We start from the raw sequence: 22,357 nt of genomic DNA, 5'->3' as shown, positions 1-22,357 counted from the left end.
ACCACCGCGTCGAAGACAAGGAATCCTCGTGAGACGTACGACCATCGCGATAGCAGCCGTGACCGCGGCTCTCGCCGTTCCCGGCATCGCCCCCGTCGAATCCCAAGCCGAACCCAGCTGGGGCAGTTCGTCCTTCGAATGGGGTAGCTCTTCGGGCGAGAACAACACGCCGCCCGCAGCGCCCGGCGTCAGCGTCCCCGGCGGACGGTACGAGCACCCTGTCGATCTGACCTTCACCGCCGAGCGCGGCGCCACCGTCCGCTACACCTTGGACGGAACGACACCCACCACCGACAGCCAAGCTGCCACACCGGGACGTCCGCTGCAGATCGCACAGGACACCAACGTCACTGTCGCCGCTTTCCGCGGCGATCACGCGAGCGCGGCCGTCTCGTTCGGCTACCTGATCAAGACCTCGGAGAAGCCGCTGGCTCAGGTCGTCGTGATGTCCGACGTCCACGTCGGCGACCACGCGAACAACGACAAGAAGTACGAAAGCTTTTTCGACACAATCGGTTCCATCTTCCCGAAACCCGACGCGATCCTCTCCAACGGCGACATGATCAACGACAACGGAGACGGCAAGGGGCCTGACCACAAGATCGTCGCAGAAATCTTCCAGGCAAACCTCGCCAGGAAGGGCATGAACGACACACAACTCCTGATCTCCAACGGCAATCACGATGCAAGTCTCGCGGCAATCAGAGCCGGATATCCGGCGGAGTGGTTCCCGGATTCCGGTGGCGGATACTACGAATCCGATGTCAGCGGTGTCCATCTCTTCACGGTCAACACCGAGACATACAACAATGATTCAGCGCAACGTAATTGGCTGAAGTCCCGCCTGACCGAAATCACCGCGAAGTCCGGGAACCTGACCAAGCCGATCCTGGTCCAGGGACACCGGCCGGCAAGCAACACAGCCATGGACGGCCAGCAGGCGTCGAACCCTCGACTGACCGAAGACTTGAGCGCCTTCCCTCAGGCAATCTTCTTCTCCGGGCACTCGCACCTGAACAACAACGACGACCGGTCGATCCATCAACGCGACTTCACGGCGGTCAACGACGGCTCGATGTCGTACATCGAAATCGATCACGGCTACCAGATGGTGACCGAGTCCGGTCTCGCGAACCGTTTCGAATCACCCACTGCCCAAGCGCTCTTCGTGGAGGTCTACCAGGACCGCACGGAAATCAACCGCATCAACATGGCGGCAGACAAGCACGACATCTACACCGGAGGCACGTGGTCAGCCAACTGGCAGCCGCCGTACTCGAGCGCGGGCACGCTGAGCGGCTCGGGTTGGACGGTCGAACTCGACGGGTCGACCAACCAGCAGATCAAGGACAACTTTCGCTACACCTCGGGTGCACGGAACACGCACGCGCCGGAGTTCACCTCGAGCACTCCGCTCTCGGTGACGACCGGCGAAAACGGTGCGACCGCACTGAGGATCGCGCAGGCCAAGGACGATCAGATGGTGCACCACTACGCCGTCGAGGTCACGGACACAGCCACCGGAGCGAAGGTGGTCTCGTCGAAGGTGCTCTCGGACTTCTACTTCATGCCGCGGCCGAACAGCCTCGACATTCCGATTCCCGATGCCGCAGCGGGCACCACATACGAAGCCCGCGTCGAAGCCGTTGACGCATACGGCAACCGGTCACCGGTGACAACCCTGGCCTTCACCCGCTGACCCGACACGACAAAGCGGCACCGCGCATGTTCGCGGTGCCGCTTCTCGGCTCAGTTGTACGTGCGAAGCAGGCCCTTGCTGATGATCTGCTTCTGGATGTCGCTGGTGCCTTCACCGATCAGAAGGAACGGCGCCTCACGCATCAACCGCTCGATCTCGTATTCCTTGGAGTAGCCGTATCCACCATGGATACGGAAGCTGTCCTGCGTGACCTCCGAGCAGAATTCACTCGCCAGATACTTCGCCATACCCGCGGCGACGTCGTTGCGCTCACCCGAGTCCTTGAGCCTGGCAGCGTTGACCATCATCAGATGTGCCGCTTCGACTTTGGTGCCCATTTCGGCGATCCGGAACGCGATGGCCTGATGCTCGGCGATCGGCTTGCCGAACGTCTCGCGCTGCTTGGCGTAGGTGACAGCCAGTTCGAAAGCGCGCTGGGCGATTCCGCACGCACGCGCGGCGACGTTGACCCGGCCGACCTCGACGCCGTCCATCATGTGCCGAAATCCCAAGCCGGGAGTGCCACCGAGAACCTCTTCGGCTCCGATCTCGAAGCCGTCGAAAATCATCTCCGTGGTGTCGATTCCCTTGTAGCCCATCTTCTCGAGCTTGCCCGGAATGGTCAGGCCCGGGAGTACCTCGCCGAAACCTGCGGGCTTCTCGATCAATATCGTCGTCAGATTGTTGTGCGGCTTCTCCGCGCCCTCGTCCGTCTTGACGAGGACTGCCACCAACGTCGACGAACCACCGTTGGTCAGCCACATCTTCTGGCCGGTGATCACGTAATCGCCGGACTCCGTACGCTTCGCCTTGGTCGATATGGCAGCAACATCGGAACCCAGGGCCGGTTCCGACATGGAAAATGCGCCGGTGAGTTCCCCGGACGCCAGACGTGGCAGGTACTTCGCCTTCTGTTCCGGCGTCCCGTGCGCGGAGATCATGTGAGCCACGATGAAATGCGTGTTGATGACGCCGGACACGCTCATCCATCCACGGGCCAGCTCTTCGACGCACAGCGCGTAGGTGAGCAATGATTCGCCGATACCCCCGTACTCGGGGTCGATGGTCAGTCCGAACAGACCCATGTCCTTCATCTGCTTGACGATGTCGGTCGGGTACGTATCGGAGTGTTCGAGCTCCTGCGCCGCGGGGATGACCACACGATCGACGAACTCGCGTACCGCCCCGACGATGTCGCTCTGGGTCTCGGTCAATCCCGCCGTCTGCGCCAAACGAGTCACTGTTCCACCTGTCTGTCGGTACTTCGTGCTCTCCTGTCGACGAAACTGATTCGACTCCAGGAACTTTCACCCCACCGCGACATGTGTGCGGCAGAGACGCTGCATCCATTCAATCCCCGAACGGTATATGTGTCAAAGTCGATTTCGCATACGAACCGTATGGCGGAAACTATGTCCGAACAGGTCGTTCCTGCTGTTGACAACCGCGCCACGCGTGCTGGATATTCGAGTGGCCAGGTCGCTATGGGGCCCTTCGATCGGCCCGTTCACGCGACGCATTCCCCACCTCTCCTCGAGACAGGCGCATTCCATGCACGACGCAGTCATCTGTGAACCCGTTCGCACCCCGGTGGGCGGATTCGGCGGAGTCTTCAAGGACGTTCCCGTCACCACTCTCGCCAGCACTGTTGTGCGTGGCCTCGTCGAACGAACCGGCATTGCGTCCACCGATGTCGACGACGTCATCTTCGGTCAGGGTTACGCCAACGGAGAGGCCGCGGCCATCGGGCGAATCGCGGCACTCGACGCCGGTCTGGACGTGTCCGTTCCCGGAATACAACTCGATCGCCGTTGCGGTTCGGGATTGCAGGCGATCATCTACGCCGCGATGCAGGTACAGACCGGGATGAGTGATCTGGTCATCGCCGGCGGCGCCGAGAGCATGAGCGGAACCGAGTTCTACTCCACCGATATGCGTTGGGGCACAAAGCGCCCTTCGGTCGAGTTCCACGACCGATTGGCCAAACCGCGCACGAACTCCGGCGGAGTCAACTTCCCGGTCGAAGGCGGCATGATCGAGACCGCCGAGAACTTGCGCCGGGAGTACTCGATCACCCGCGACGAGCAGGACCGATACGCGGTGCGATCGCACGAACGGGCCGTTCATGCCCAGGACAGCGGGTATTTCGACGACGAGACCATTCCCGTTTCGGTACGCGGGCGCCATGGTGAGCAGACAGTCGTCACTCGCGACGAGCATCCGCGCCGAGGGATTCAGCTGTCCGATCTTGCTGCACTGCGCCCCATTCGAGGTCGAGTCGACCCCGAAGCCACAGTCACCGCCGGAAACGCCTGCGGCCAGAACGACGCCGGAGCCGCGGCCATCGTCACCACTGCGGCCAACGCCGAACGCCTTGGCCTGCGACCGTTCGCGAAACTGATCAGCTGGGGTGTGGCGGGTGTGGAGCCGAACCGGATGGGCATCGGACCGGTGCCTGCCGTGGCGAAAGCTCTCTCCCGTGTCGATCTGTCGCTCGACGACATCGACCTCATCGAAGTCAACGAGGCATTCGCCGCACAGGTTCTCGCGTGCGCCAAGGCCTGGGGATTGAGCGCGCAGGACATCGAGGAGCGCTTCAACGTCAACGGTTCCGGGATCTCGCTCGGACATCCTGTCGGTGCCACCGGTGGGCGGATCCTCGCCAATCTGCTGCGCGAACTCGACCGGCGCCAGGGACGGTACGGGATCGAGACCATGTGTATCGGTGGCGGACAAGGGATTGCAGCGGTGTTCGAGAACCTGCGACGCTAGAAGCGTCAACCGATCGATCCGTCGCGGCGAAGGTCCGCGATCTGGTCGCCCGTACGCCCCAACTCGGCCAGTAGAGAATCCGTCTGCTGGCCGAGGGCCGGAACGTCACCCATGCGCATTTCGACGTCCGAGTACGTCATCGGAGGCAGCACGGCATCGATCGGTCCGTTTTCGGTGCCCACGGACCTCCACCTGGCACGCTTCTCCAACTGCGGATGTTCCAGTAGACCTGCCATGTCGTTGAGTGCAGCGGCCGGGACACCGGCGGCGGCAAGGCGTTGATCCAGATCTGCCGTCGAATACAGACGAGTCAGGGAACCCACCAATTCGTCTACCTCGCCGCGATTTTCGACGCGCACGATGTTGGTGGAAAAGCGCGGATGGTCGACCAGATCCTCTCGCTCGAACACGTCCACCATCAGTGCACGCCATCCACGATCGTTCTGGACGCCGATCAGGATCTCGCCGTCAGCCGTGGGATACGAATCGTAGGGAACGATCGCCGCATGGCCGAGCCCGACCCGCGGAATCTGCTTTCCTGCATACATTTTCATGTACATCGGATGCCCGAGCCACTCGACGGTGGAATCGAACATCGAGACCTCGACGAGCGCTCCCTTACCCGTTCGCTCTCTACGGAACAGGGCGCTCAGAATCGAAGTCAGCGCGTACATTCCAGCGGCGATGTCCGAGACCGGGATACCCGTCTTGGTGGCCGTCTCCGGTGTGCCTGTCACGGAGATCATTCCGGTCTCGGCTTGGACCAACATGTCGTACGCCTTGCGCTCACGCCGTGGGCCCGCACTCCCGTATCCGGACATGTCGATCACGATGAGCTGTGGGAATTTCTCGCGCAGTTCCTCCGCGCCGAACCCCAGTCGCGCAGCTGCGTCGGGTGCCAGATTCTGTAGGAACACATCGGCTCGCGCGACAAGATCGAGAACGATCTGCCGGCCGGATTCCGACTTCACGTCGACAGCGATCGATTCCTTGGAACGGTTGAGCCACACGAAGTGTGACGCCTGACCGTGAACCGCCCGGTCGTAGTGACGCGCGAAATCGCCCTCGCCGACCCGTTCTATCTTGATCACCCGCGCACCCATGTCCGCGAGATGCCTGGTGGCGAGCGGTGCCGCCACCGCCTGTTCGAGTGCAACCACGGTGATTCCGTCGAGCGGAAGATCCGAGTTCGGCTGTCCCATGTCAGTAGTCACCCCAGAAGTTTTACACCCAGAAGTTTTACACTCTGAATTCTTGCGCTCGAACAGGACGGATCAGATGTGGCGGCCGCCGGTGATCTCGAGAACCGTGCCGGTCATGTAGCTCGAGAGGTCGCTCGCGAGGAACAGTACAACCGAAGCAACTTCCGAGGGCTCGGCCGCGCGCCCCATCGGGATCTCGGCAAGCTTCTCGTTCCAGATCCGTTCGGGCATCGCCTCGGTCATCGCCGTGCGGACAAGTCCGGGCTGAACGGCGTTGACGCGAACATTCTTGAACGCGACCTCCTTTGCCGCGGCCTTCGTCAGACCGACGATGCCGGCCTTGGCGGCCGAGTAGTTGGTCTGCCCGAGCATGCCCACCTTGCCGGAGATCGACGAGATGTTCACGATTGCGCCCGTCTCACGCTCGCGCATGCGGGCGGCGGCAGCGCGTGTTCCGTTCCAGGCGCCCTTGAGGTGAACGGCGATCACGTCGTCGAAGTCCTGCTCGGTCATCTTCCGCATCGTGGCGTCGCGCGTCATGCCGGCGTTGTTGACCATGACATCGACTGGACCGAAAGCACTTTCGGCCAGATCGAGCATAGCCTCGACCTGTCCGGAATCACGCACGTCGCAGGAAGCGAAACGGGCGACCGACTCTCCACCGAGTTCGGCGACCGCAGCCGTTCCGACGGTTTCGTTGATGTCGCCGAGAACGACGGTCGCGCCTTCCTTGATGAAGGTGCGCGCAATTTCGAGCCCGATGCCCTGCGCTCCGCCGGTCACTACCGCAACCTTGCCGTCCAACAATCCCATGTCCACTCCGTTCGTGAGGTTAAAGCTCGTCAGGTAAAGGTGTCAGCGCTGGTTTTGCTTTTTCGCTTGCGCCACGAGCCCACCGCCGAGAATCAGTCGCTGGATCTCGCTGGTTCCCTCGTACAGGCGCAACAGGCGAACTTCACGGTAGATGCGTTCGACCGGCACACCGCGCATGTACCCGTTGCCACCGTGGATCTGCACGGCGAGATCCGCGACCTTGCCCACCATCTCGGTGCAGAAAAGCTTTGCCGCCGAGGGGCCGAGACGTCGATCCTCACCGCTGACGTACCGCGCAGCCACCTCACGCACCATCGCACGCCCGGCCATGACACCGGCCTGCTGGTCAGCCAGCATCGCTTGAACCAGCTGGAAGTCACCGATAGCGGTGCCGCCCTGTTCCGTGACCACGGAGAACGCGACAGATTCGTCGAGCGCTCGCTGTGCTGCTCCCACCGAGAGCGCCGCGATATGGACTCGTCCGCGCGCGAGAGACGTCATCGCTGCGCGGTATCCGGTGTCCTGGTCGCCACCGACGAGGGCCGACTCGGGAACCCGGACGTTGTCGAAGGTGACCTCGGAGGTCCAAGCACCTTCCTGACCCATCTTCTTGTCCTTGGGACCAACTGTGACTCCTGGCGTGTCAGCCGGAACCAGGAAGACTGCAATTCCCGGACCATCGGAATCCGCCGGGCGAGTGCGCGCGAACACCACGAACAGCTGTGCCAGTGGAGCATTGGTGATGAACCGCTTGTTGCCGTCGATCACCCATTCGGATCCGTCCAGAACGGCCTTGGTCCGGAGGCCGGCCGGGTTTGAGCCCGCGCCGGGTTCGGTGAGAGCAAAGGAAGCCACGACGTCGCCGGAGGCGATGCGCTCGAGCCACTGAGCCTTCTGCTCGTCGGTACCGAAGCCGACCAGCACCTGCCCGGCAATTCCGTTGTTGGTACCGAACATCGAACGCAGCGCCAGGGACGTGTAGCCGAATTCCATTGCCAGTTCGACGTCTTGGGTGAGGTCGAGTCCGAGCCCACCCCATTCCTGAGGAATCGCGTAGCCGAACAGCCCGATGGCTGCGGCCTTCTTGCGTATGTCCTCAGGAATGGCGTCGGTGTCGGCAATCTCCTGCTCACGCGGAACTACTTCCTTACGGATGAACTCCCGCGCAGTCGCCAAGATATCTGCGAAGTCATCTGCATCGACCTGCATTTCCACCACTCACCTTGCTGTTTCCGAAGTCCATGCCGTCCTCCGAAGTCAATACCGTGAGGCAATCGGAGTCAAAGACCTGAAAACGAACCGAAGGTAAGGCAGAACCTATAGCAGGTGTCAGACGGTGCGCAGTTCCCGCTTGAGCAGCTTTCCGCTCTGATTTCGCGGGAGTTCGGCCACGAAACGCACGTGCTTGGGGACCTTGAACGGGGCAATTCGCTCCTTGACGTGGGCAATCAACGCCTCAGGCGTCAACTCGTCGTTGCCGTCCTTGAGCACGACAATCGCGGTGACGGCCTCGATCCACTTCTCGTCGGGCGTACCGATCACGGCAACTTCTGCCACAGCCGGGTGTGTGTAGACCGCATCTTCGACCTCGCGGGACGCCACCAGGATGCCGCCGGTGTTGATGACGTCCTTGATTCGGTCGACGACCGTGATGAACCCTTCTTCGTCCCGCACGACAAGATCGCCCGAATGGAACCAGCCGTCGCGGAAGGCGTCGGCGGTGGCTTCCGGATTTTCCCAGTAGCCGTTGCACAGCTGCGGTGAGCGGTAGAGAACCTCACCGGACTCACCGTCGGCAACGTCGTTTCCGTCGGCGTCGACGACACGGGTTTCGACGAAGAACACCGCTCGCCCGCAAGAAGACGGACGATCAGCATGCTCGCCGGGCTGGAGAACTGTTGCCAGCGGACCGATTTCGGACTGGCCGAAGCAGTTGTAGAAGCCGATGTCCGGGTAACGCTCACGCAGACGATTGAGCACCGTGACCGGCATGATCGAGGCGCCGTACTGCGCCTTCTTGAGCGAAGACAGATCGCGGGTCTCGAGGTCCGGATGGTTGGCCAACGGTACCCACACGGTCGGGGCCAGGAACAGCGATCCGATCTTTTCTGCTTCGACGCGGCGCAGGATCTCCGGGATGTCCGGCGCCTGCATCAGACTGACCGTCGCACCGACGGACAGGTACGGCAGCATGAAGACGTGCATGCCCGCGGAGTGGTACATCGGCATGCAGATCAGCGGGTTGTCGTTCTTGTCGAGCCCGAGCGCGATCACCGAGGACACGTACTCGTGAACCAGTGCGCTATGAGACATCATGGCGCCCTTGGGCTTCGAGGTTGTGCCCGAGGTGTACAGCAGTTGCGCCAGATCCGTCGACGTCGCACGCGGTTCGAAAACAGGCACCTCGCCGGCCTCGCCGATCGTGACCACCGACAGTTCCGCGTCCCGCAGTGCGATCACGTGGTCGAGATCGAGGTCGGAGCGAACCGAGTCGAGCGTCGACGCCAATGCCGGATCCACCAACACCGCGCGGGCGCCTGACTGCGCCACGAGGTACCGGAGTTCCTCCCCCTTGAGTGCGTAATTGACCGGAACATGCACCAAACCTGCTCGCGCACAGGCAAGGAATCCGATTGCATAGGCGTCGGAGTTGGTTCCGTATGCCGCGACGCGGTCGCCGTGTTCGAGGCCCAGACCGAGCAAGTGGGCCGCGACCCGCGTCACCGCGTCGTCGAGTTCGCGGTAGGTGCGAGTGCGATCTTCGAAGACGACGGCTACGCGGTCGGGGTACTTGGCTGCCGAGCGCCGAAGCACTCCGTCGACGGTGTTGGTGCGTGGATCCAGGCTCATTCGCTCAGGTTATAGGACGTCCAACTAATCCGGAAGAGCGATCGTTACTTATTGCGCCATTCAGGCTTTCGCTTGTCCACAAAAGCTTGCATACCTTCTTGAGCGTCGCAGGTCACGGCATTGGTTGCCATCGTTTCCGCCATCGCCTCGTACGCCTGGGCTTGCGGCAGATCGATCTGGTGATAAAACGCTTGCTTACCGATCTTCACCGTCAGGGGGCTGGCCGTCGTGATCTTGCCGGCCAGTTCGCGCACCTCTCGGTCCAGGCCTTCGGGCGCGACGACGAAGTTCACCAGACCCCAGTCCGCAGCGGTGTCGGCGTCGATCGTCTGCCCGGTGAGCAACATCTGCATCGAGCGCTTGCGCCCTACTGCCCTGCTCAGGGCCACCATGGGCGTCGAGCAGAACAGTCCGATCTTGACGCCGGGAGTACCGAAGACAGCGTTCGACGCAGCAACAACCAGATCACACGACGCGGCCAGTTGGCAGCCCGCCGCGATAGCCGGGCCCTGTACTGCGGCAATCACCGGTTGCGGAATCCGCTGTACGGTCTCCATCATCTCGGTACAGCCGTCGAAGATCGCCCGCTCGTCTTCGAGGGTTCTCCCGATCATCTCCGTCAGATCGTGGCCGGCGGAGAACACCGGGCCTTCGGCGCGCACGATCACGACCCGCACGCGCTCGTCTGCAGACAATTCGAGAAGGGCAGCCGCCACCTCGCGCATGGTCTCCGCCGAGAGCGGATTGCGCCGCGCCGGCCGATCGAGCGTCAGGAATCCGAGTCCCACCGACTCCTCGACGGAAATCTTCACTGCAGTGTTTTCTACCTGTGTCTGCGACATGTGTTCTCTCTACCAATCGAATCCGTCCCGGTCAACGAGACGAAAGGGGCATCTGTTCGCGCCGCGTCGATACGGTCCGGTCAATACTTCGCCACTACGAGGAGTGCCCATGAGCACCGATGCCGCCGTCACCACCGATCTCGAAGAGATTCTGCGGGCCCAGCAGGAAGCAACTCGCGCCGCTGGTCTTCCGTCCGCGCAGACACGACGCGAGCGCATCCAACGCGTCGTCGATCTTCTGGTGGCAAACCACAAGGATCTGACCGAAGCGATCAACGAAGACTTCGGCGGCCGAATCCCGGCCTACTCGGTGATGAATGACGTTCTGGGATCCATGGTTTCACTCAAGCACGTTCGTGATTCGCTCGAAGAGTGGATGATTCGCTCACCGAGAGCCACCGGGGCGATGCAGGATCAGCTGGGTGCCACGGCGTACGTGTCGTACCAGCCGAAGGGTTCGATCGGCATCATCGGAACCTGGAATGCTCCCCTTTTCACTCTCCTGAGCCCGCTCGCCTGCGCCCTCGGAGCGGGAAATCGCGCCGTTCTCAAACCATCGGAGATCGTGCCGAACACTGCGGCGGTCCTGGCCGAGGCGGCGCGTCGAACGCTCGACCCCGTGGAGGTCGCGGTGGTGACAGGTGGACCGGAGGTCGCTGATCTGCTGACGTCGCTGCCTTTCGACCACCTCGTCTTCACCGGCAGCACAACCGTCGGAAAGCTGGTCATGGCCAATGCTGCGAAGAACCTGGTGCCGGTCACCCTCGAACTCGGCGGCAAGTCACCGAGCGTCTTGAGCCGCAGTGCCGATATCAGCTCTGCGGCTTCACGTTTGGCCATCGCGAAGTCGACCAATGCCGGCCAACTCTGCGTCTCTCCCGACCTGATCTACGTCCCGCGCGAGAACACAGAAGCGTTCATCGACGCGTTCACCGATCAGTTCACCGGACTGTTCCCCACGATCGCCGACAACAAAGACATGGTCTCGATAGTCAGCGATCGTCACCTCGCACGCATCGAGGGGTACATCGCGGACGCGGAAGAGCGTGGGGCACGAATCATCACCGTTCCCGACGAAGAACTCTCCGCAGACACTCGTCGCCGCCCACTGCGAATCGTGGTCGCCCCTCCGACCGACGCGCAGATCATGAAGGAGGAGATCTTCGGACCGGCCGTCGTGATCCTGCCGTACGACCAACTCGACAGCGTCGTCGCCGACATCAACTCACGGCCGAAACCTTTGGCGCTGTATTACTTCGGAACCGACCTGGACGAGAAGGAATCCGTACTCGAACGCACCGTCTCGGGCGGCGTCACCATCAACGACGCGATGTCACACCCGGGCCTGAGCGACGCACCCTTCGGCGGCGTCGGAGCTTCGGGTATCGGGCACTACCACGGTCGCGAGGGTTTCCTCGAGTTCAGTCACGCCCGAACGGTATTCGAAGCAGCGCAGCATGACCCGCGCGGTGAATGGGGAATGCTCCCGCCGTACGGTGAGGGTTTCGAGCAGATGATGTTGGCTCAGGTCACGCCCTGAGGCCTCCGGCCCCGTGCGCCTTTTTGGTAGTGCACGCTACCGGAAAGGCGCACCGGCAAGGCCGCGGCTGAGGAACTCCACCAGCTGACCCGGTTCGGTATCCACCGACTCGATCAGTTGGATCAGTTCCTTCTTGTCCTCTGCTGCAAGCGGTTCGATGCCACCGAAGGTGCGCATCGTGGAGCCGGCGGGGAGAACGCGTGCACAGACGAGCGTGCCCGGCTCGAGATTGACTGAGCCCCACTCGTCCGTGACCTTCACCAGATGCCCGTTGCGGACGTCGCTGAGGGTCACCAACTGTCCCGGCTCCGTCGAGGCGACCTTGTACACCGAGCGCGGAATCGACAACCACTGATCGGCCAGTTCGCGTTCGTCGGCAGGCAACAGTTCTCCGCGCCGCTCGACAAATGCCGCGAAAATACCCGCATCGAACAAGGCAGCGTCGACGGCCAATCCGCCTTCGACGGCCAACGTCAGTGCTTCTTCGCTGTTGAACTGCTCGGCACGGATGAGCGCAAGATCGAACACGGCGTCGAAGTACTCCGGTGTGCGCGAGAACAACTGAGCCTTGACGTAGAGCCAGTTGGCCCGATCATCGAACGTCACCTCGGACTTGCCCAGATGGCAGACCTTGAACTTGCGACCGGAACCGCACCAGCACTTGTCATTTCGGCCGAGTTCGGGGTGCTCGGCCGGGGCATAGCGCTGAAGAACCTCGTGCAGAACCTCGGACTCGCCACCCTCGATCCGGCCGAGAAGTGCCAGCGCGCGGGTCACGTCGCTGCGATCGGCCGCCAGTAGTGCCAGATCGAAGATCGCGGGAGTCCAGTCGGGATCTAGATCGTGCGCCGTTTCGTACGACGCCTCAGCGACAAGGATCTTGCCGAGACGATCCGAAGCCTTGCCTGCAAGCCAATGCGCTGCCGGCTTGACACGACGCGACCCTTTCTCGGCGAGAGCAGTTGCAACAGAATGCAATACGGAATCATGATCGTCGAGTTCGGACAACAGCTCCAACGCTGCCGCAGCCGCGGGCGGCTCGGCGATGCCGGCGAAGGTCTGCGGATCCTCCTTGATCTGCTTGCGCGCCCAGTCCGAGACATCCTCGACTGCTTCGGCTTTCGCGGCCATGACCACATCGACGAAGGCAATCACCGAGGCGGCTTCTTCCGGGTGCAGGTTCTCCCGAACCTCGAGCATGCGGGCTCGGTTCGCCAGGTGGTATGCCTCGAAATCGAATCCGTCGACCGCAACGTAATCACCGTCGCGGACGTAACCTGCCGCCTCGAGCATTTCGCCCAGCGGTGCGGTGGGCTGACGGAACAGCGACGGCTCGTCGAGCATCAATTGCCAGACAATGGCATCGAGGGTGTCAGCACCGGTGTCTGCGAGGACCGTCCCCAGACTCTCGCCGAATCCGGGTGCGGGATCCAGTACCTCGGGGATGGTGCAGAGCGTCAGCTCACGGTCAGCGACGAACAGTCCGATCAAATCGCCCGCAGAACATTCGGCGAGAGTATCGGTGTCGAGGAGAAAACCCTCGTCGTGCGGGAACTCCGGATCTTCGATCCCACGATCAGCCAACAGGTCGTCGTCGATCCCGCGGTGCACGACGCTGATGCCATGAATCTCGTCGTCGTCACGATCGAGGAACACCCGCAGCATCATCAGATCAGGGTTCGCGTCGAGAACGCCGGACTCTATTTCGGCTTCGGTGAGCCGATGGGTCAGCACTCGATGCTCGAACAACGTGTCGAGTGCGGCGTACCGCTCCTCACTCAAGTAGCCGAGCAGTGGGTCCTCGACGTACTCGACGAATTCGGCCATGTCGTCGGCTGTACCGTGGCCGGCATCGGCCAACAGGGTGCCCCAGTCCGCCGCTGTCTGCGGGCCGTGCTCACGCAACAACTCCATCGCGGCTTCGGCGATCAAGTCATTGGCATCCATCGGTTCGTTCACCTATCCAACTTTAACGGGGTCGACTCGATACATCGTCACCGGTCATGGGTCGAGTGATCGGCGCCTCCACGCGACTCGCGCACCAGTTCTTCGGCGTCGAGTTCCTCGGAAGCGAGAACCTCGAGTACCCTCGCAGCCTGCGATTCCGAGGACATGACGGCTACGCCCACCGCAAGCGCACCAGTGGGGGCCGTCACGAGCCTGGCACTGATCAGGTCGCCGGGCTTTCCTTCGACCGGGTGACCAACGGTGACGGTTTCCTCGGACACACGATCGAGCAGCACGACGCCGGTGTCGGAAGTTTCGATCACCTCGTACACCGACCTCCGGACCCCGAGCCACTGTGCGGCTGTCACTACTTCCGCCTCGGGAAGTAGTTCGCTGCGTCTGGCCAGGAAGTCGGCAAAGATCCCACCCTCGAACAGAGCCACGTCCAGTGCCGAGCCGTCGAAGATCGTGGCGGCGATCAGTTCGTCCTCGGAGAGATTCGCGTTTTCGAGATCGTCGAGCCCGGTCACGACGTCGACGAATTCGGAGGCAAACGCAAACAGGCACGCCTTCTTGTACAACCAGCGACCATCTGCCTTGACCGATTCATCGGCCTTTCCGAGGTGGCAGACCTTGTACTTGCGGCCGGAACCGCACCAACACTTGTCGTTTCGCCCGAGCTCCGGGTGATCGGCTGGGACGAAGTCCTGCAGTACGGCGTAGAGATTCTCTTCACTTCCGCCGTCGATCCGCCCGAGCAGTGACAGTGCCCGGGTCGCGTCGCCGCGGTCCGACGCGAACTGAGCCAGCTCGAACAAGGCCGGACCCCAGCCGGATTCGGCAAGGAGCGCTTTCTCGTAGTGCGCCTCCGCTTCGAGGACGCGCCCCAGCCGATCGACGGCCTTACCGGCGAGCCAATGAGCCGCCGCCCTGACCGACCGTGGCCCTCGCTCGGCCAGTTCGGACGCAAGCGCTTCGAGGATTGCGTCGGTCACCGGGTCCTGATTCCGAAATCCGAGATCGAACACGGCCACTGCAGCACCCGGATCTGCCAGTGAGACAAAGAAGTCCGGGGCGGCGCTGACGTGACGGCGAGCCCAGTCCACGATGTCGAAGTCGGCGATGACGGCATCGGTGTATCCGCGGTCCGCCAGATCGACAAATGCAACAGCAGCGACGGCCTCGTCGTGGGTCAGGTCGTAGGTACTGGCGACCAAAGCTGTCCGAATCTGCAGGTCGTAGGCATCGAAGTCGAATCCCCGCCGAGCCAGTAGTTCACGCTCGTGCTCGTATCCTGCCGCCTCGAAGATCTCACCCAGCGGCGCAACAGGAACCGTGAAGAGAGACGGATCCTCGAGCAGGAGTTGCCAGCACACCGAATCCAGGGCCTCGACTCCGTCCTCCTCGAAGAGTTCGCCGAGCGCCGGAGCAAGATCGGGTTCGTCCTCGATCTCGACCAGACGAAACGCAAGTCTTCCGTCTTCGACTGCCAGGCCGATGAGATCACCGTCGGCGCACTCGCCGAGGGTTCCGGCTGGAAGAACCACAACTCGTCGACTCCGGAAGGGAGCAGCTCCACGTTCCACGGCCGCTTCTTCCGCCAGGGCCACCCGGATCGCCCCGTCTTCGCCGTCGCCGTCGCCGTCGCCGAATGCCAAGATCGGCTCCAGGTCGGGGCTCGCGTCGAGGATGTCGGACGCAATCTCGAGCTCGCTTAGCCGGTGAGTGAACACGAGGCCTTCGAGGACCGTGTCGAGGGCGACGTACTTTCCGTTGGGCAGGTACCCGAGCATCGGTTCGGATAGATACTCGAGCACGTCGGCCAACTCGGTCGCAGTTCCGTACTCCTCGAGATGGGTCGCCCACTCTTCGAGACTCAGCGGGCCTTGCTCGCGCAGAACAGTCAAAGCAGCGGAGGCAATGGAACCAGCAGCGTCGGAACCAGCGGTTTCGTCGTCGAAATCAGTCACCCGCCAATGGTAGGCGACTTATTGCAGTCCACTGAGCCCCTCGCCCAGCACGGTCGCGCCGAGGATCGCCAGGATGACCGCCATCATCACTGCGTTGTTCGCGGTCATCCATGACTTCGCTGATGCGAGGATCTCGTCGGCTCGCTTGCCGGAGAACACCTTGACCAGGATCGGCGACGCGATGCCGACGCTCGCGATGACCGTGAAGATCACCGCGGCAACAATCTGTTGGGCAACAACATTCGTGGCGACCGCGATAGTGGCCGCACCGGATACCGCCAGCGCTGCATTTTTGGGATTGACCGCCGCGGACAAGAACGCCAACCCGAACGCCTTCCGCGGAGTCAAGCCGTCGATGCTCTTCATCCACTTCGGAACTGTCGGATCACTTCCGTCCCTCGGACGCGCTCGCCACTGCTTGTACGCCAATCCGAACAGAACGAGCCCCAACACGATTCGTACGACGCTCGACCACACCGAAGTCTGCGACGACTCCGACTCCGACTCCGCAAACGAATAGTCCGCGATCACGATCGTCACCGCAACGACTGCCGAGATTCCGAGGACCCACCCGAGTAGAAAAGATGCTGCCCCTCGATGTGCTCCAGCGGTGATCATGACGAGCACGATCACCGCCATGGGCATCGAGACGAAAAGCAGGCCGAGGGCAATCGGAAGAGACAGACCGATCGCAGCTAGCACCGAAAACCTCCAGTTGAATGCACGATCGACGATCGATTCGAGATCGAAATCACGACGGCGGAGGCAGCATGACCTCGATGAGATGCGGGCCGGGTTCCGCCAGCGCTGCGGCAAACTGTTCGGCCAACTCCTCCGCTGTGTTCGCCCGCGACGCGGGCACTCCCAACCCCTCGGAGATCTTGACGTAGTCCATGTTCGGAGACGACAGATCCAACATCGACTGTGCGACGACGCCGCCACCTTCTGCGCCGACTCGTTGCAGTTCGCCACGCAGGATGGCGTATGCGCGATTGTTGAGCAGAATCGTCGTGACGTTCAACTGTTCTCGCGCCTGCGTCCACAACGCCGTGATGGTGTACATCGCGCTTCCGTCGGCTTCGAGATTGATCACCGGCCGCTCCGGCGCTGCCACAGCGGCGCCTGTCGCCACCGGGATGCCCTGGCCGATGGCACCTCCGGTGAGCGTGAGCACGTCGTGGCGCGGCGCTCCGGCAAGGGCAATCGGGATCGCCCAACCGGAAGTGGCCGCCTCGTCGGAGATGATGGCGTCGTCCGGCAGCAGGGCCCCGATCACGTCGGCCCAATTTCGCACGTCGAGAGGCCCGCTCGGCAGCGACGGCCGATTTGCCTCCTGCAGAACGGGTTCCGCTCCGGGTGCCACGAGTTCCGCCACTGCTTCCAACGCGCCGACAACATCGTCGCTGACATTCGCCAGCGTTGTCACCGCGGCGCCGTCCGGGACCAGATCGCTCGGTTTTCCGGGATACGCAAAGAACGAGACCGGCGAAACCGCGCCGGCCAGGACCAGCTGAGTTGTTCCGCGAAGTTGTTCGGTGGCGTGCTCGGCGAAGTATCCCAAGCGCTCGAATGACGGTAGTCCCGCACCGCGTTGAAGCCTGGCCGGAAAGGTCTCGACCAGAATCTGTGCACCGGTCGCGACTGCAATTCGGGAAGCGGCGCGCAGTCCGGCTTCGGAACACGCTGCGCCGCCCAGCAGTAGCGTGGCGCGCCCCTCGGCATTGAGCGCGCCTACCACCGAGTCGATCTGTGCTGCAGTTACTTCCGCCCGCCCCGGTTTGTCTCGAGGACCCGCAAGAACTCCACCTTCGCCCCACGAGACGTCGGCGGGGAGGACAAGTGTGGCAATGCGTCCGGGCGGATCCATGGAGGCGGCAACGGCGTCGGCCGCATCGCTACCGACGGTCGCGGTGGAGTCGGAACGTCGACTCCATCCCTCCAGCCACTCGGTCAGCGCGTCGATATTCGATTCGAGTGGAGCGTCGAAACCGTGGTGGTAGGTCGCGTGGTCCCCGACGATGTTCACGATGGGGGTGTGGGCGCGGCGCGCGTTGTGAAGGTTCGCCAGTCCGTTCGCCATTCCGGGGCCGAGATGAAGCAGCGTCGCGGCAGGCTTTCCGGCGATACGCGCGTACCCGTCCGCGGCACCGGTGACGGCGCCCTCGAACAAGCCGAGTACCGCACGCATCTGGGGAACGGAATCGAGTGCGGCAACAAAATGCATCTCGGACGTTCCGGGATTGCCGAAGCACACCTCGACACCCGAGTCGACCAAGCTCTGGATAAGCGATTGTGCACCATTCATTTCGGTCACCTCTTCTTCATGAAAGCTGCGAAGGCTTCTTGCGCTTCGTCGGATCGCCGCCGTCTCGCGAAATGATCCGACTCCACGTCGATGGTTTCCAGCAGGGCATCGAGATGTGGGCGGCGGAGGAGCATCTTCGTCAGCGTCACCGATTCAGCCGGGGAGTCTGCAATGCGCACCGCGCGCTCCAATGCCACGTCGAGCGCGGTCTCGGCCTCCACAACGCGATTGATCAGGCCGGCTTCGGCAGCTTCCTCCGCCCCGAACATTTCTCCGAGCATCAGTAGTTCCGTTGCCCGCTTGAGCCCCGCGATCTGCGGCAACAGGTAACTCGATCCGCCCTCGGGCGAGAGCCCGAGCGGAACGAACGGCAATCGGAATCGTGTACCTCGCCCCGCGAATGCCAAGTCGCAGTGCAACAACATCGTGGTGCCGATTCCGACTGCAAACCCCTCGACCGCTGCGACAATCGGTTTGCGTGCGGTGACGAGTGCGATCAGCAGGTCTTTGGCCTCGCCGCCGTCTCTCCCGGCAGTGTCCTGGAAACTTCCGATGTCGTTGCCGCTGGTGAAGACACCACCGGCGCCCGTCAGCACCGAAACCCGCACTGCGTCATCGTCGTCAGACTCCCGGATCGCGTTCGTCAGTTCGCGGTAAGTCTTGGGGTCGAGCGCGTTGCGCCTCTCCTGGCGATCCATCGTGAGCAACCGGACTCCCGGTGCGTGCTCCTCGATCCGAACAGTCATCCGTACCTCCGTCGTGGCCGAGAGTCTCGATTCAAGCTACTCGGTCGGGAGTTCAGCGTTCATAGCCCTTGCGCATATCGTCGACGATGCGCGGCCGGTCGAGTGTTGACGGCTCCAACTCCCGCCTCGGGCGATCGCGAGGAAACACCGAGGCCGACGCCAGGGTGGGCTCGTCGAGGAACCGCAGGTTCGGCACATCAGCGGGCAAACGAAGCTCGGGCGGCGTGGAACCTCTTTGCGCGAGCACGTATCCCCAGTCACCGAAGCTCGGCACGAAAACGTGATAGGGCGAGACGCTCAGTCCGACAGCCGATACCGTCGACACCGTTCTCCAGTACGCATCGGGTGTCGAGTACGGACTGCCGGACTGGACGACCATCAGCCCGCCCGGATTCATCGCGGCAGCGGCAAGTCCGTAGAACTCCATCGAATACAAGCGGCCAAGTGCGGGGGTGTCCGGATCCGGGAGGTCGACGATGACCGCATCGAAGCCTGGATCCGGACGCTCGCGCAACCACCGAAACGCGTCGTCGAGTACGACGTCCACCCGTGGATCCTCGAGTGCTCCCGCGTTCAGATCACGAAGACGCGTGTTGGCCAACTCGATGACTGCCGGGTCGAGTTCCACCTGAACGATCTGCTCGACGCTGTTCATTCGCAGCACTTCTCGTGCAGCGAGGCCGTCACCGCCGCCCAGAATCAGCACGCGCCGCGCGTCGTTGACCAGGGCCGGATACACCAGCGACTCGGTATACCGATGCTCGTCGACACTGGAGAACTGCAGGTCTCCGTCGAGGAACAGTCGCACGTCGTTTCCCCGCTCGGTGACGACGATTTCCTGGTACACCGATCGCTCGGCGGCCACCACGGGATCGGTGTAGAGCCGCTGCCTCGACGTGGTCTCGATGTCCGAGGCCGCGATCAGCAGCCACCCGATCAAGCTCGCCGCCAACAGCATTGCGACGACGGCGATCAATCGTGCACGCAGGCTGAGCTGCCACCGAAGAAGTATCAGCGCGACAACTGCCGCAGCCACGAGATTGATCATGCCGGTGAGTGCGGCACCGCGAATCATGCCCGCCCACGGCAACAATACGAACGGCCACAGGAGGCCGCCGATCAGCGCGCCGAGATAGTCGGCTGCATTGAGGTTGGCCAATACCTTTCCGGTGCTCTGTGCGTCGTTGTCGCTGCGACCGGACTGCAACAGCGTCATCAGCAGAGGCACTTCGGCACCCACGAGGATACCGATCAGCGCGGTCGCAGCCACCAGAACTGCTGCGCTGGAACCGAAGAACGTGAAGGTCACGTACAGCGTGACGGCACTGAATCCGCCGATCAGCCCGAGCAGGATTTCGACGGTCACAAACGAGATGGCCGCATGCCCCAACAGCGGTTTGGCGGCCAGCGCTCCGATACCCAGCGCCGCAACAAATCCCGCGACGATCAACGACGTCTGGGTGATGCCGCCGCCGGTCAGACTCACGCTGAGCGTCAACAGGGCCAGCTCGTAGATCAGGCCGCACGCCGCGCACGCGGCAACAGCCGCAAGGAGAAGCACGCGTGCGCGTGAGCCGAGCATCGTCGAACGCTCGGCAACTTTCACATCGCGATCAGCGGCAACCATCAGGTGAGCGCTGCGGCGTTCACCAAACCGATGGACAACAAGCTCACACCCACCGCCCACGCGGCGCCGCACATCTTCGGATCCTGCACCAGTGCAACCAACTTGCCGGGAAGGAATGCGTTCATCAAACGCAGCGCGATCGCTTGCAACACGATCGCGAACAGTCCGTACACCGCGGAGTCGGCGAGTCCCTGGGCAAAGCCGTCCGAACTGGTCAGGATTGCCGTCACCACGATGATCGCCAGCGCAAGATGGTTGGAAGCCAACAGAATCGCAGCGTTCGGGTTCTTGTCGACGTAAACCTGGTGGCGGAGATTTCCGGGTGTCATAAGGTCGAGGACCAGGAATCCCGTCGCCAGAACCGCTACGCCGACGACGAAGTAGGCGAGGGTGCCGAGAACGCCCCCGACGAGCAATGCCGGATCCACCGTTCCGATCTCGACGGAAGTGGATGCAAAGATGTTCGTCACGCCGTTCTCCTTCTCATTGAGCACTACCGTCATTTGGCACTACCCGAGCCGCCGCTGCCACTACTCCCACCCGCCGGGGATCCCGGGTTGAAGCCCGGTCCCAGGTACGCGTATCCGCCGCTGCGATACGTGCCGTCGATGTCCTCTACCTTGATGGTGCTGCCACCGCCCGAAGCCGAACTGACAGTGACGATGTCATCGTCGTAGCGCAGGTATTCGTTGCCGCCGTCAGCACTTCGCGCCGCTGGTTCGTCCGCGTCGACAATCCGTGAGACGGTCGTGCCCACTGGATCTTTCGACGAGTACAACACGACGTCGCCATCCTGGGACGTCTTGGAATAGTTGTCCGCGATGAAGTCTTTGGCTCCACCACCGCACGCCGACAACATAATTGCGGCTGCCACCATCACCGGAGCAAACCACGTCCGCCCCCTCACGGGCGCCACCTACTGCGCGTCTTCACGATCACTCCTGTCCCCTCCCCCGGGTACAAATGCCAACTCTGCCAACTCCACCCCTGGCGGTCTCGCACGCCACACAACGCGGTCAACGCTGTGTCGTCGCCGGGAAAGGATCCGCAGATCCAACCGTCCTGGCCGGCGGACTCTCTCAACGATGCAGCTTCCGAATCGAATTCGACTCGGTCCAGGATCAGCGACGAAGACTCGAACCGGTAGTTTCCCGTGGACTCCACTGCCGGCAAGGGTTCACCGCCGGCGGCAAGAGCATCGCACGAAACCTGCTCGGTCAGTTCCTTTCCCGACGCCCGGGCCGTCACCACGTGAGATGCCCCGAGCACTCCGAGTGTCAACGTCGCATCGGAAGTTTCGATCACCAACTCGGCGAGGGTCGGCGGCGAGGGAGCTCCCAGCACCAACCCCAGTGCCGAGGCATTCACGTCGGTCGGTTCCACATCGAGTCGATACAGACTCATTCCGGTGGGCCCGAGTGGATGACGGTGAGTTCGCTGCGGGTGACCGCACGTCCCGTGGAAACCTCCCACGACTGTCCGCGCGCCCACTTCTCGAATGCGATCAGCCCGGTCTTGTCGGCGGTCGCGTAGTCCGCGTATTCCATCGAGCCGGAGGGGGCCGTACCCGTCGTACCCTCGGCCGTGAACTTCGCCGTTCCACTTTCGATCTTGCGGTGAACCTTGTCGTCGAGAATGACGTCGCCGTTCGGGACCAGGTTGGTTCCTTCTCGACGCATCCAGAGAGTCATCTCGAGTTCGCCCTCGTCGTCCTCCACTGTCAGCCAACGACGACCGGTCGACCCGTCGAGAAGGTGCTCACGCCAGATGTATCCCTCTTCGTCGAGCGTGATGGTCCCTCGAACAACGTGGTCGATACCCGCGTACGTGATGATGTCGCCGACCCCGATCTTGTGGGGGTCGTACACCTCGGGATAGTCGGCGAGCGGGTCCACGCGAGCATTCGGCTTGCCCTGGCGTCCACGCAGGACCACAAACGCGACGGCAGCGATCACTACGAGTATCAGGACAACTATCAGCACGTTGGTCAACGGTTTCTCCGAAATCGTCTCGGCAGGGTTGCCGCGGGCCATACCCTACCGAT

The 22,357-nt window shown here is 62.5% G+C and carries 19 protein-coding genes; 3 read left to right on the top strand and 16 right to left on the bottom strand.

Translation table 11 applies throughout. From position 1 onward, the window contains the following. The first annotated feature begins 28 nt into the window (after nt 1-28). On the top strand, nt 29-1,699 hold the full coding sequence (locus B0E55_RS14110) for a chitobiase/beta-hexosaminidase C-terminal domain-containing protein (protein ID WP_080909918.1): 1,671 nt from the start codon (nt 29-31) through the stop codon (nt 1,697-1,699). 50 nt (nt 1,700-1,749) lie between these two features. Here B0E55_RS14110 and B0E55_RS14105 read toward each other — a convergent pair whose 3' ends face one another. Beyond that, complete coding sequence (locus B0E55_RS14105; protein ID WP_019745412.1) at nt 1,750-2,940, bottom strand: acyl-CoA dehydrogenase family protein; 1,191 nt, start codon at nt 2,938-2,940, stop codon at nt 1,750-1,752. Nucleotides 2,941-3,250: 310 nt separating this feature from the next. Between B0E55_RS14105 and B0E55_RS14100 the strand changes: the two genes are divergently transcribed. Beyond that, nucleotides 3,251-4,471 (top strand): acetyl-CoA C-acetyltransferase, encoded by a 1,221-nt coding sequence (locus B0E55_RS14100; RefSeq protein WP_080909917.1) that lies wholly within the window; start codon nt 3,251-3,253, stop codon nt 4,469-4,471. A gap of 5 nt (nt 4,472-4,476) precedes the next feature. Here B0E55_RS14100 and B0E55_RS14095 read toward each other — a convergent pair whose 3' ends face one another. The 5 genes from B0E55_RS14095 to B0E55_RS14075 all read right to left on the bottom strand — a co-directional run bounded on the left by B0E55_RS14095 (nt 4,477) and on the right by B0E55_RS14075 (nt 10,178). Continuing rightward, nucleotides 4,477-5,673 carry a CaiB/BaiF CoA transferase family protein gene (locus B0E55_RS14095; protein ID WP_029256326.1) on the bottom strand — a complete coding sequence of 399 codons (1,197 nt, stop codon included), beginning with the start codon at nt 5,671-5,673 and terminating at the stop codon, nt 4,477-4,479. A gap of 72 nt (nt 5,674-5,745) precedes the next feature. Continuing rightward, nucleotides 5,746-6,486 (bottom strand): 3-oxoacyl-ACP reductase FabG, encoded by a 741-nt coding sequence (gene fabG, locus B0E55_RS14090; protein ID WP_003940214.1) that lies wholly within the window; start codon nt 6,484-6,486, stop codon nt 5,746-5,748. A gap of 42 nt (nt 6,487-6,528) precedes the next feature. Further along, nucleotides 6,529-7,695, bottom strand: coding sequence for an acyl-CoA dehydrogenase family protein (locus B0E55_RS14085; RefSeq protein WP_019745415.1), 1,167 nt, complete (start codon nt 7,693-7,695; stop codon nt 6,529-6,531). A 120-nt stretch (nt 7,696-7,815) separates the two neighbouring features. Continuing rightward, entirely contained in the window at nt 7,816-9,336 is a 1,521-nt protein-coding gene (locus B0E55_RS14080; RefSeq protein ID WP_069145555.1) for an acyl-CoA synthetase, read from the bottom strand. Between the two features lie 44 nt (nt 9,337-9,380). Then, nucleotides 9,381-10,178, bottom strand: coding sequence for an enoyl-CoA hydratase (locus B0E55_RS14075; protein WP_080909916.1), 798 nt, complete (start codon nt 10,176-10,178; stop codon nt 9,381-9,383). A gap of 109 nt (nt 10,179-10,287) precedes the next feature. Between B0E55_RS14075 and B0E55_RS14070 the strand changes: the two genes are divergently transcribed. Then, nucleotides 10,288-11,718, top strand: coding sequence for a coniferyl aldehyde dehydrogenase (locus B0E55_RS14070; RefSeq protein ID WP_080909915.1), 1,431 nt, complete (start codon nt 10,288-10,290; stop codon nt 11,716-11,718). 36 nt (nt 11,719-11,754) lie between these two features. Here B0E55_RS14070 and B0E55_RS14065 read toward each other — a convergent pair whose 3' ends face one another. Genes B0E55_RS14065 through B0E55_RS14020 form a run of 10 tightly spaced genes read right to left on the bottom strand, consistent with a single transcriptional unit; the run spans nt 11,755 to nt 22,346 of the window. Next, nucleotides 11,755-13,677 (bottom strand): SEC-C domain-containing protein, encoded by a 1,923-nt coding sequence (locus tag B0E55_RS14065; RefSeq protein WP_241896069.1) that lies wholly within the window; start codon nt 13,675-13,677, stop codon nt 11,755-11,757. A gap of 35 nt (nt 13,678-13,712) precedes the next feature. Next, entirely contained in the window at nt 13,713-15,635 is a 1,923-nt protein-coding gene (locus B0E55_RS14060; RefSeq protein ID WP_080909914.1) for an SEC-C domain-containing protein, read from the bottom strand. An 18-nt stretch (nt 15,636-15,653) separates the two neighbouring features. Further along, a complete protein-coding gene (locus tag B0E55_RS14055; RefSeq protein ID WP_080909913.1) occupies nt 15,654-16,337 on the bottom strand; it encodes a GAP family protein in 684 nt (227 codons plus the stop codon). Between the two features lie 49 nt (nt 16,338-16,386). Continuing rightward, nucleotides 16,387-17,940, bottom strand: a complete 1,554-nt coding sequence (locus B0E55_RS14050) for an acetolactate synthase large subunit (RefSeq protein WP_223257824.1) — start codon at nt 17,938-17,940, stop codon at nt 16,387-16,389. Between the two features lie 5 nt (nt 17,941-17,945). Continuing rightward, nucleotides 17,946-18,686, bottom strand: a complete 741-nt coding sequence (locus B0E55_RS14045) for an enoyl-CoA hydratase/isomerase family protein (RefSeq protein WP_021331919.1) — start codon at nt 18,684-18,686, stop codon at nt 17,946-17,948. A gap of 52 nt (nt 18,687-18,738) precedes the next feature. After that, complete coding sequence (locus B0E55_RS14040) at nt 18,739-20,313, bottom strand: polyamine aminopropyltransferase (RefSeq protein WP_080909912.1); 1,575 nt, start codon at nt 20,311-20,313, stop codon at nt 18,739-18,741. Next, nucleotides 20,313-20,816: a DUF350 domain-containing protein gene (locus B0E55_RS14035; protein WP_019745424.1), complete on the bottom strand. Its 504-nt coding sequence runs from the start codon at nt 20,814-20,816 to the stop codon at nt 20,313-20,315. Before B0E55_RS14035 ends, B0E55_RS14040 begins: the two co-directional genes overlap by 1 nt. Then, a complete protein-coding gene (locus tag B0E55_RS14030) occupies nt 20,813-21,190 on the bottom strand; it encodes a DUF4247 domain-containing protein (RefSeq protein WP_044480673.1) in 378 nt (125 codons plus the stop codon). Before B0E55_RS14030 ends, B0E55_RS14035 begins: the two co-directional genes overlap by 4 nt. A 26-nt stretch (nt 21,191-21,216) precedes the next feature. Beyond that, nucleotides 21,217-21,717, bottom strand: a complete 501-nt coding sequence (locus tag B0E55_RS14025) for a DUF2617 family protein (RefSeq protein WP_019745426.1) — start codon at nt 21,715-21,717, stop codon at nt 21,217-21,219. Next, entirely contained in the window at nt 21,714-22,346 is a 633-nt protein-coding gene (locus B0E55_RS14020) for a DUF4178 domain-containing protein (RefSeq protein WP_019745427.1), read from the bottom strand. The genes B0E55_RS14025 and B0E55_RS14020 overlap by 4 nt, the downstream gene beginning before the upstream one ends. Nucleotides 22,347-22,357: the final 11 nt, after the last annotated feature.

Source organism: Rhodococcus sp. 66b (assembly GCF_002076325.1).
Classification (GTDB): Bacteria; Actinomycetota; Actinomycetes; order Mycobacteriales; family Mycobacteriaceae; genus Rhodococcus_F; species Rhodococcus_F erythropolis.
Note: the sequence above shows the minus strand (reverse complement) of the source record. Positions and strands in the feature narration are given on the sequence as shown.

Coding starts and splice junctions, on each gene's coding strand:
- B0E55_RS14025 (WP_019745426.1), bottom strand. CDS start 21,717: ATGAGTCTGTATCGACTCGATGTGGAACCGACCGACGTGAATGCCTCG.
- B0E55_RS14080 (WP_069145555.1), bottom strand. CDS start 9,336: ATGAGCCTGGATCCACGCACCAACACCGTCGACGGAGTGCTTCGGCGC.
- B0E55_RS14050 (WP_223257824.1), bottom strand. CDS start 17,940: ATGAATGGTGCACAATCGCTTATCCAGAGCTTGGTCGACTCGGGTGTC.
- B0E55_RS14035 (WP_019745424.1), bottom strand. CDS start 20,816: ATGACGGTAGTGCTCAATGAGAAGGAGAACGGCGTGACGAACATCTTT.
- B0E55_RS14045 (WP_021331919.1), bottom strand. CDS start 18,686: ATGACTGTTCGGATCGAGGAGCACGCACCGGGAGTCCGGTTGCTCACG.
- B0E55_RS14030 (WP_044480673.1), bottom strand. CDS start 21,190: ATGGTGGCAGCCGCAATTATGTTGTCGGCGTGCGGTGGTGGAGCCAAA.
- B0E55_RS14100 (WP_080909917.1), top strand. CDS start 3,251: ATGCACGACGCAGTCATCTGTGAACCCGTTCGCACCCCGGTGGGCGGA.
- B0E55_RS14070 (WP_080909915.1), top strand. CDS start 10,288: ATGAGCACCGATGCCGCCGTCACCACCGATCTCGAAGAGATTCTGCGG.
- B0E55_RS14095 (WP_029256326.1), bottom strand. CDS start 5,673: ATGGGACAGCCGAACTCGGATCTTCCGCTCGACGGAATCACCGTGGTT.
- B0E55_RS14085 (WP_019745415.1), bottom strand. CDS start 7,695: ATGCAGGTCGATGCAGATGACTTCGCAGATATCTTGGCGACTGCGCGG.
- fabG (WP_003940214.1), bottom strand. CDS start 6,486: ATGGGATTGTTGGACGGCAAGGTTGCGGTAGTGACCGGCGGAGCGCAG.
- B0E55_RS14040 (WP_080909912.1), bottom strand. CDS start 20,313: ATGGTTGCCGCTGATCGCGATGTGAAAGTTGCCGAGCGTTCGACGATG.
- B0E55_RS14075 (WP_080909916.1), bottom strand. CDS start 10,178: ATGTCGCAGACACAGGTAGAAAACACTGCAGTGAAGATTTCCGTCGAG.
- B0E55_RS14020 (WP_019745427.1), bottom strand. CDS start 22,346: ATGGCCCGCGGCAACCCTGCCGAGACGATTTCGGAGAAACCGTTGACC.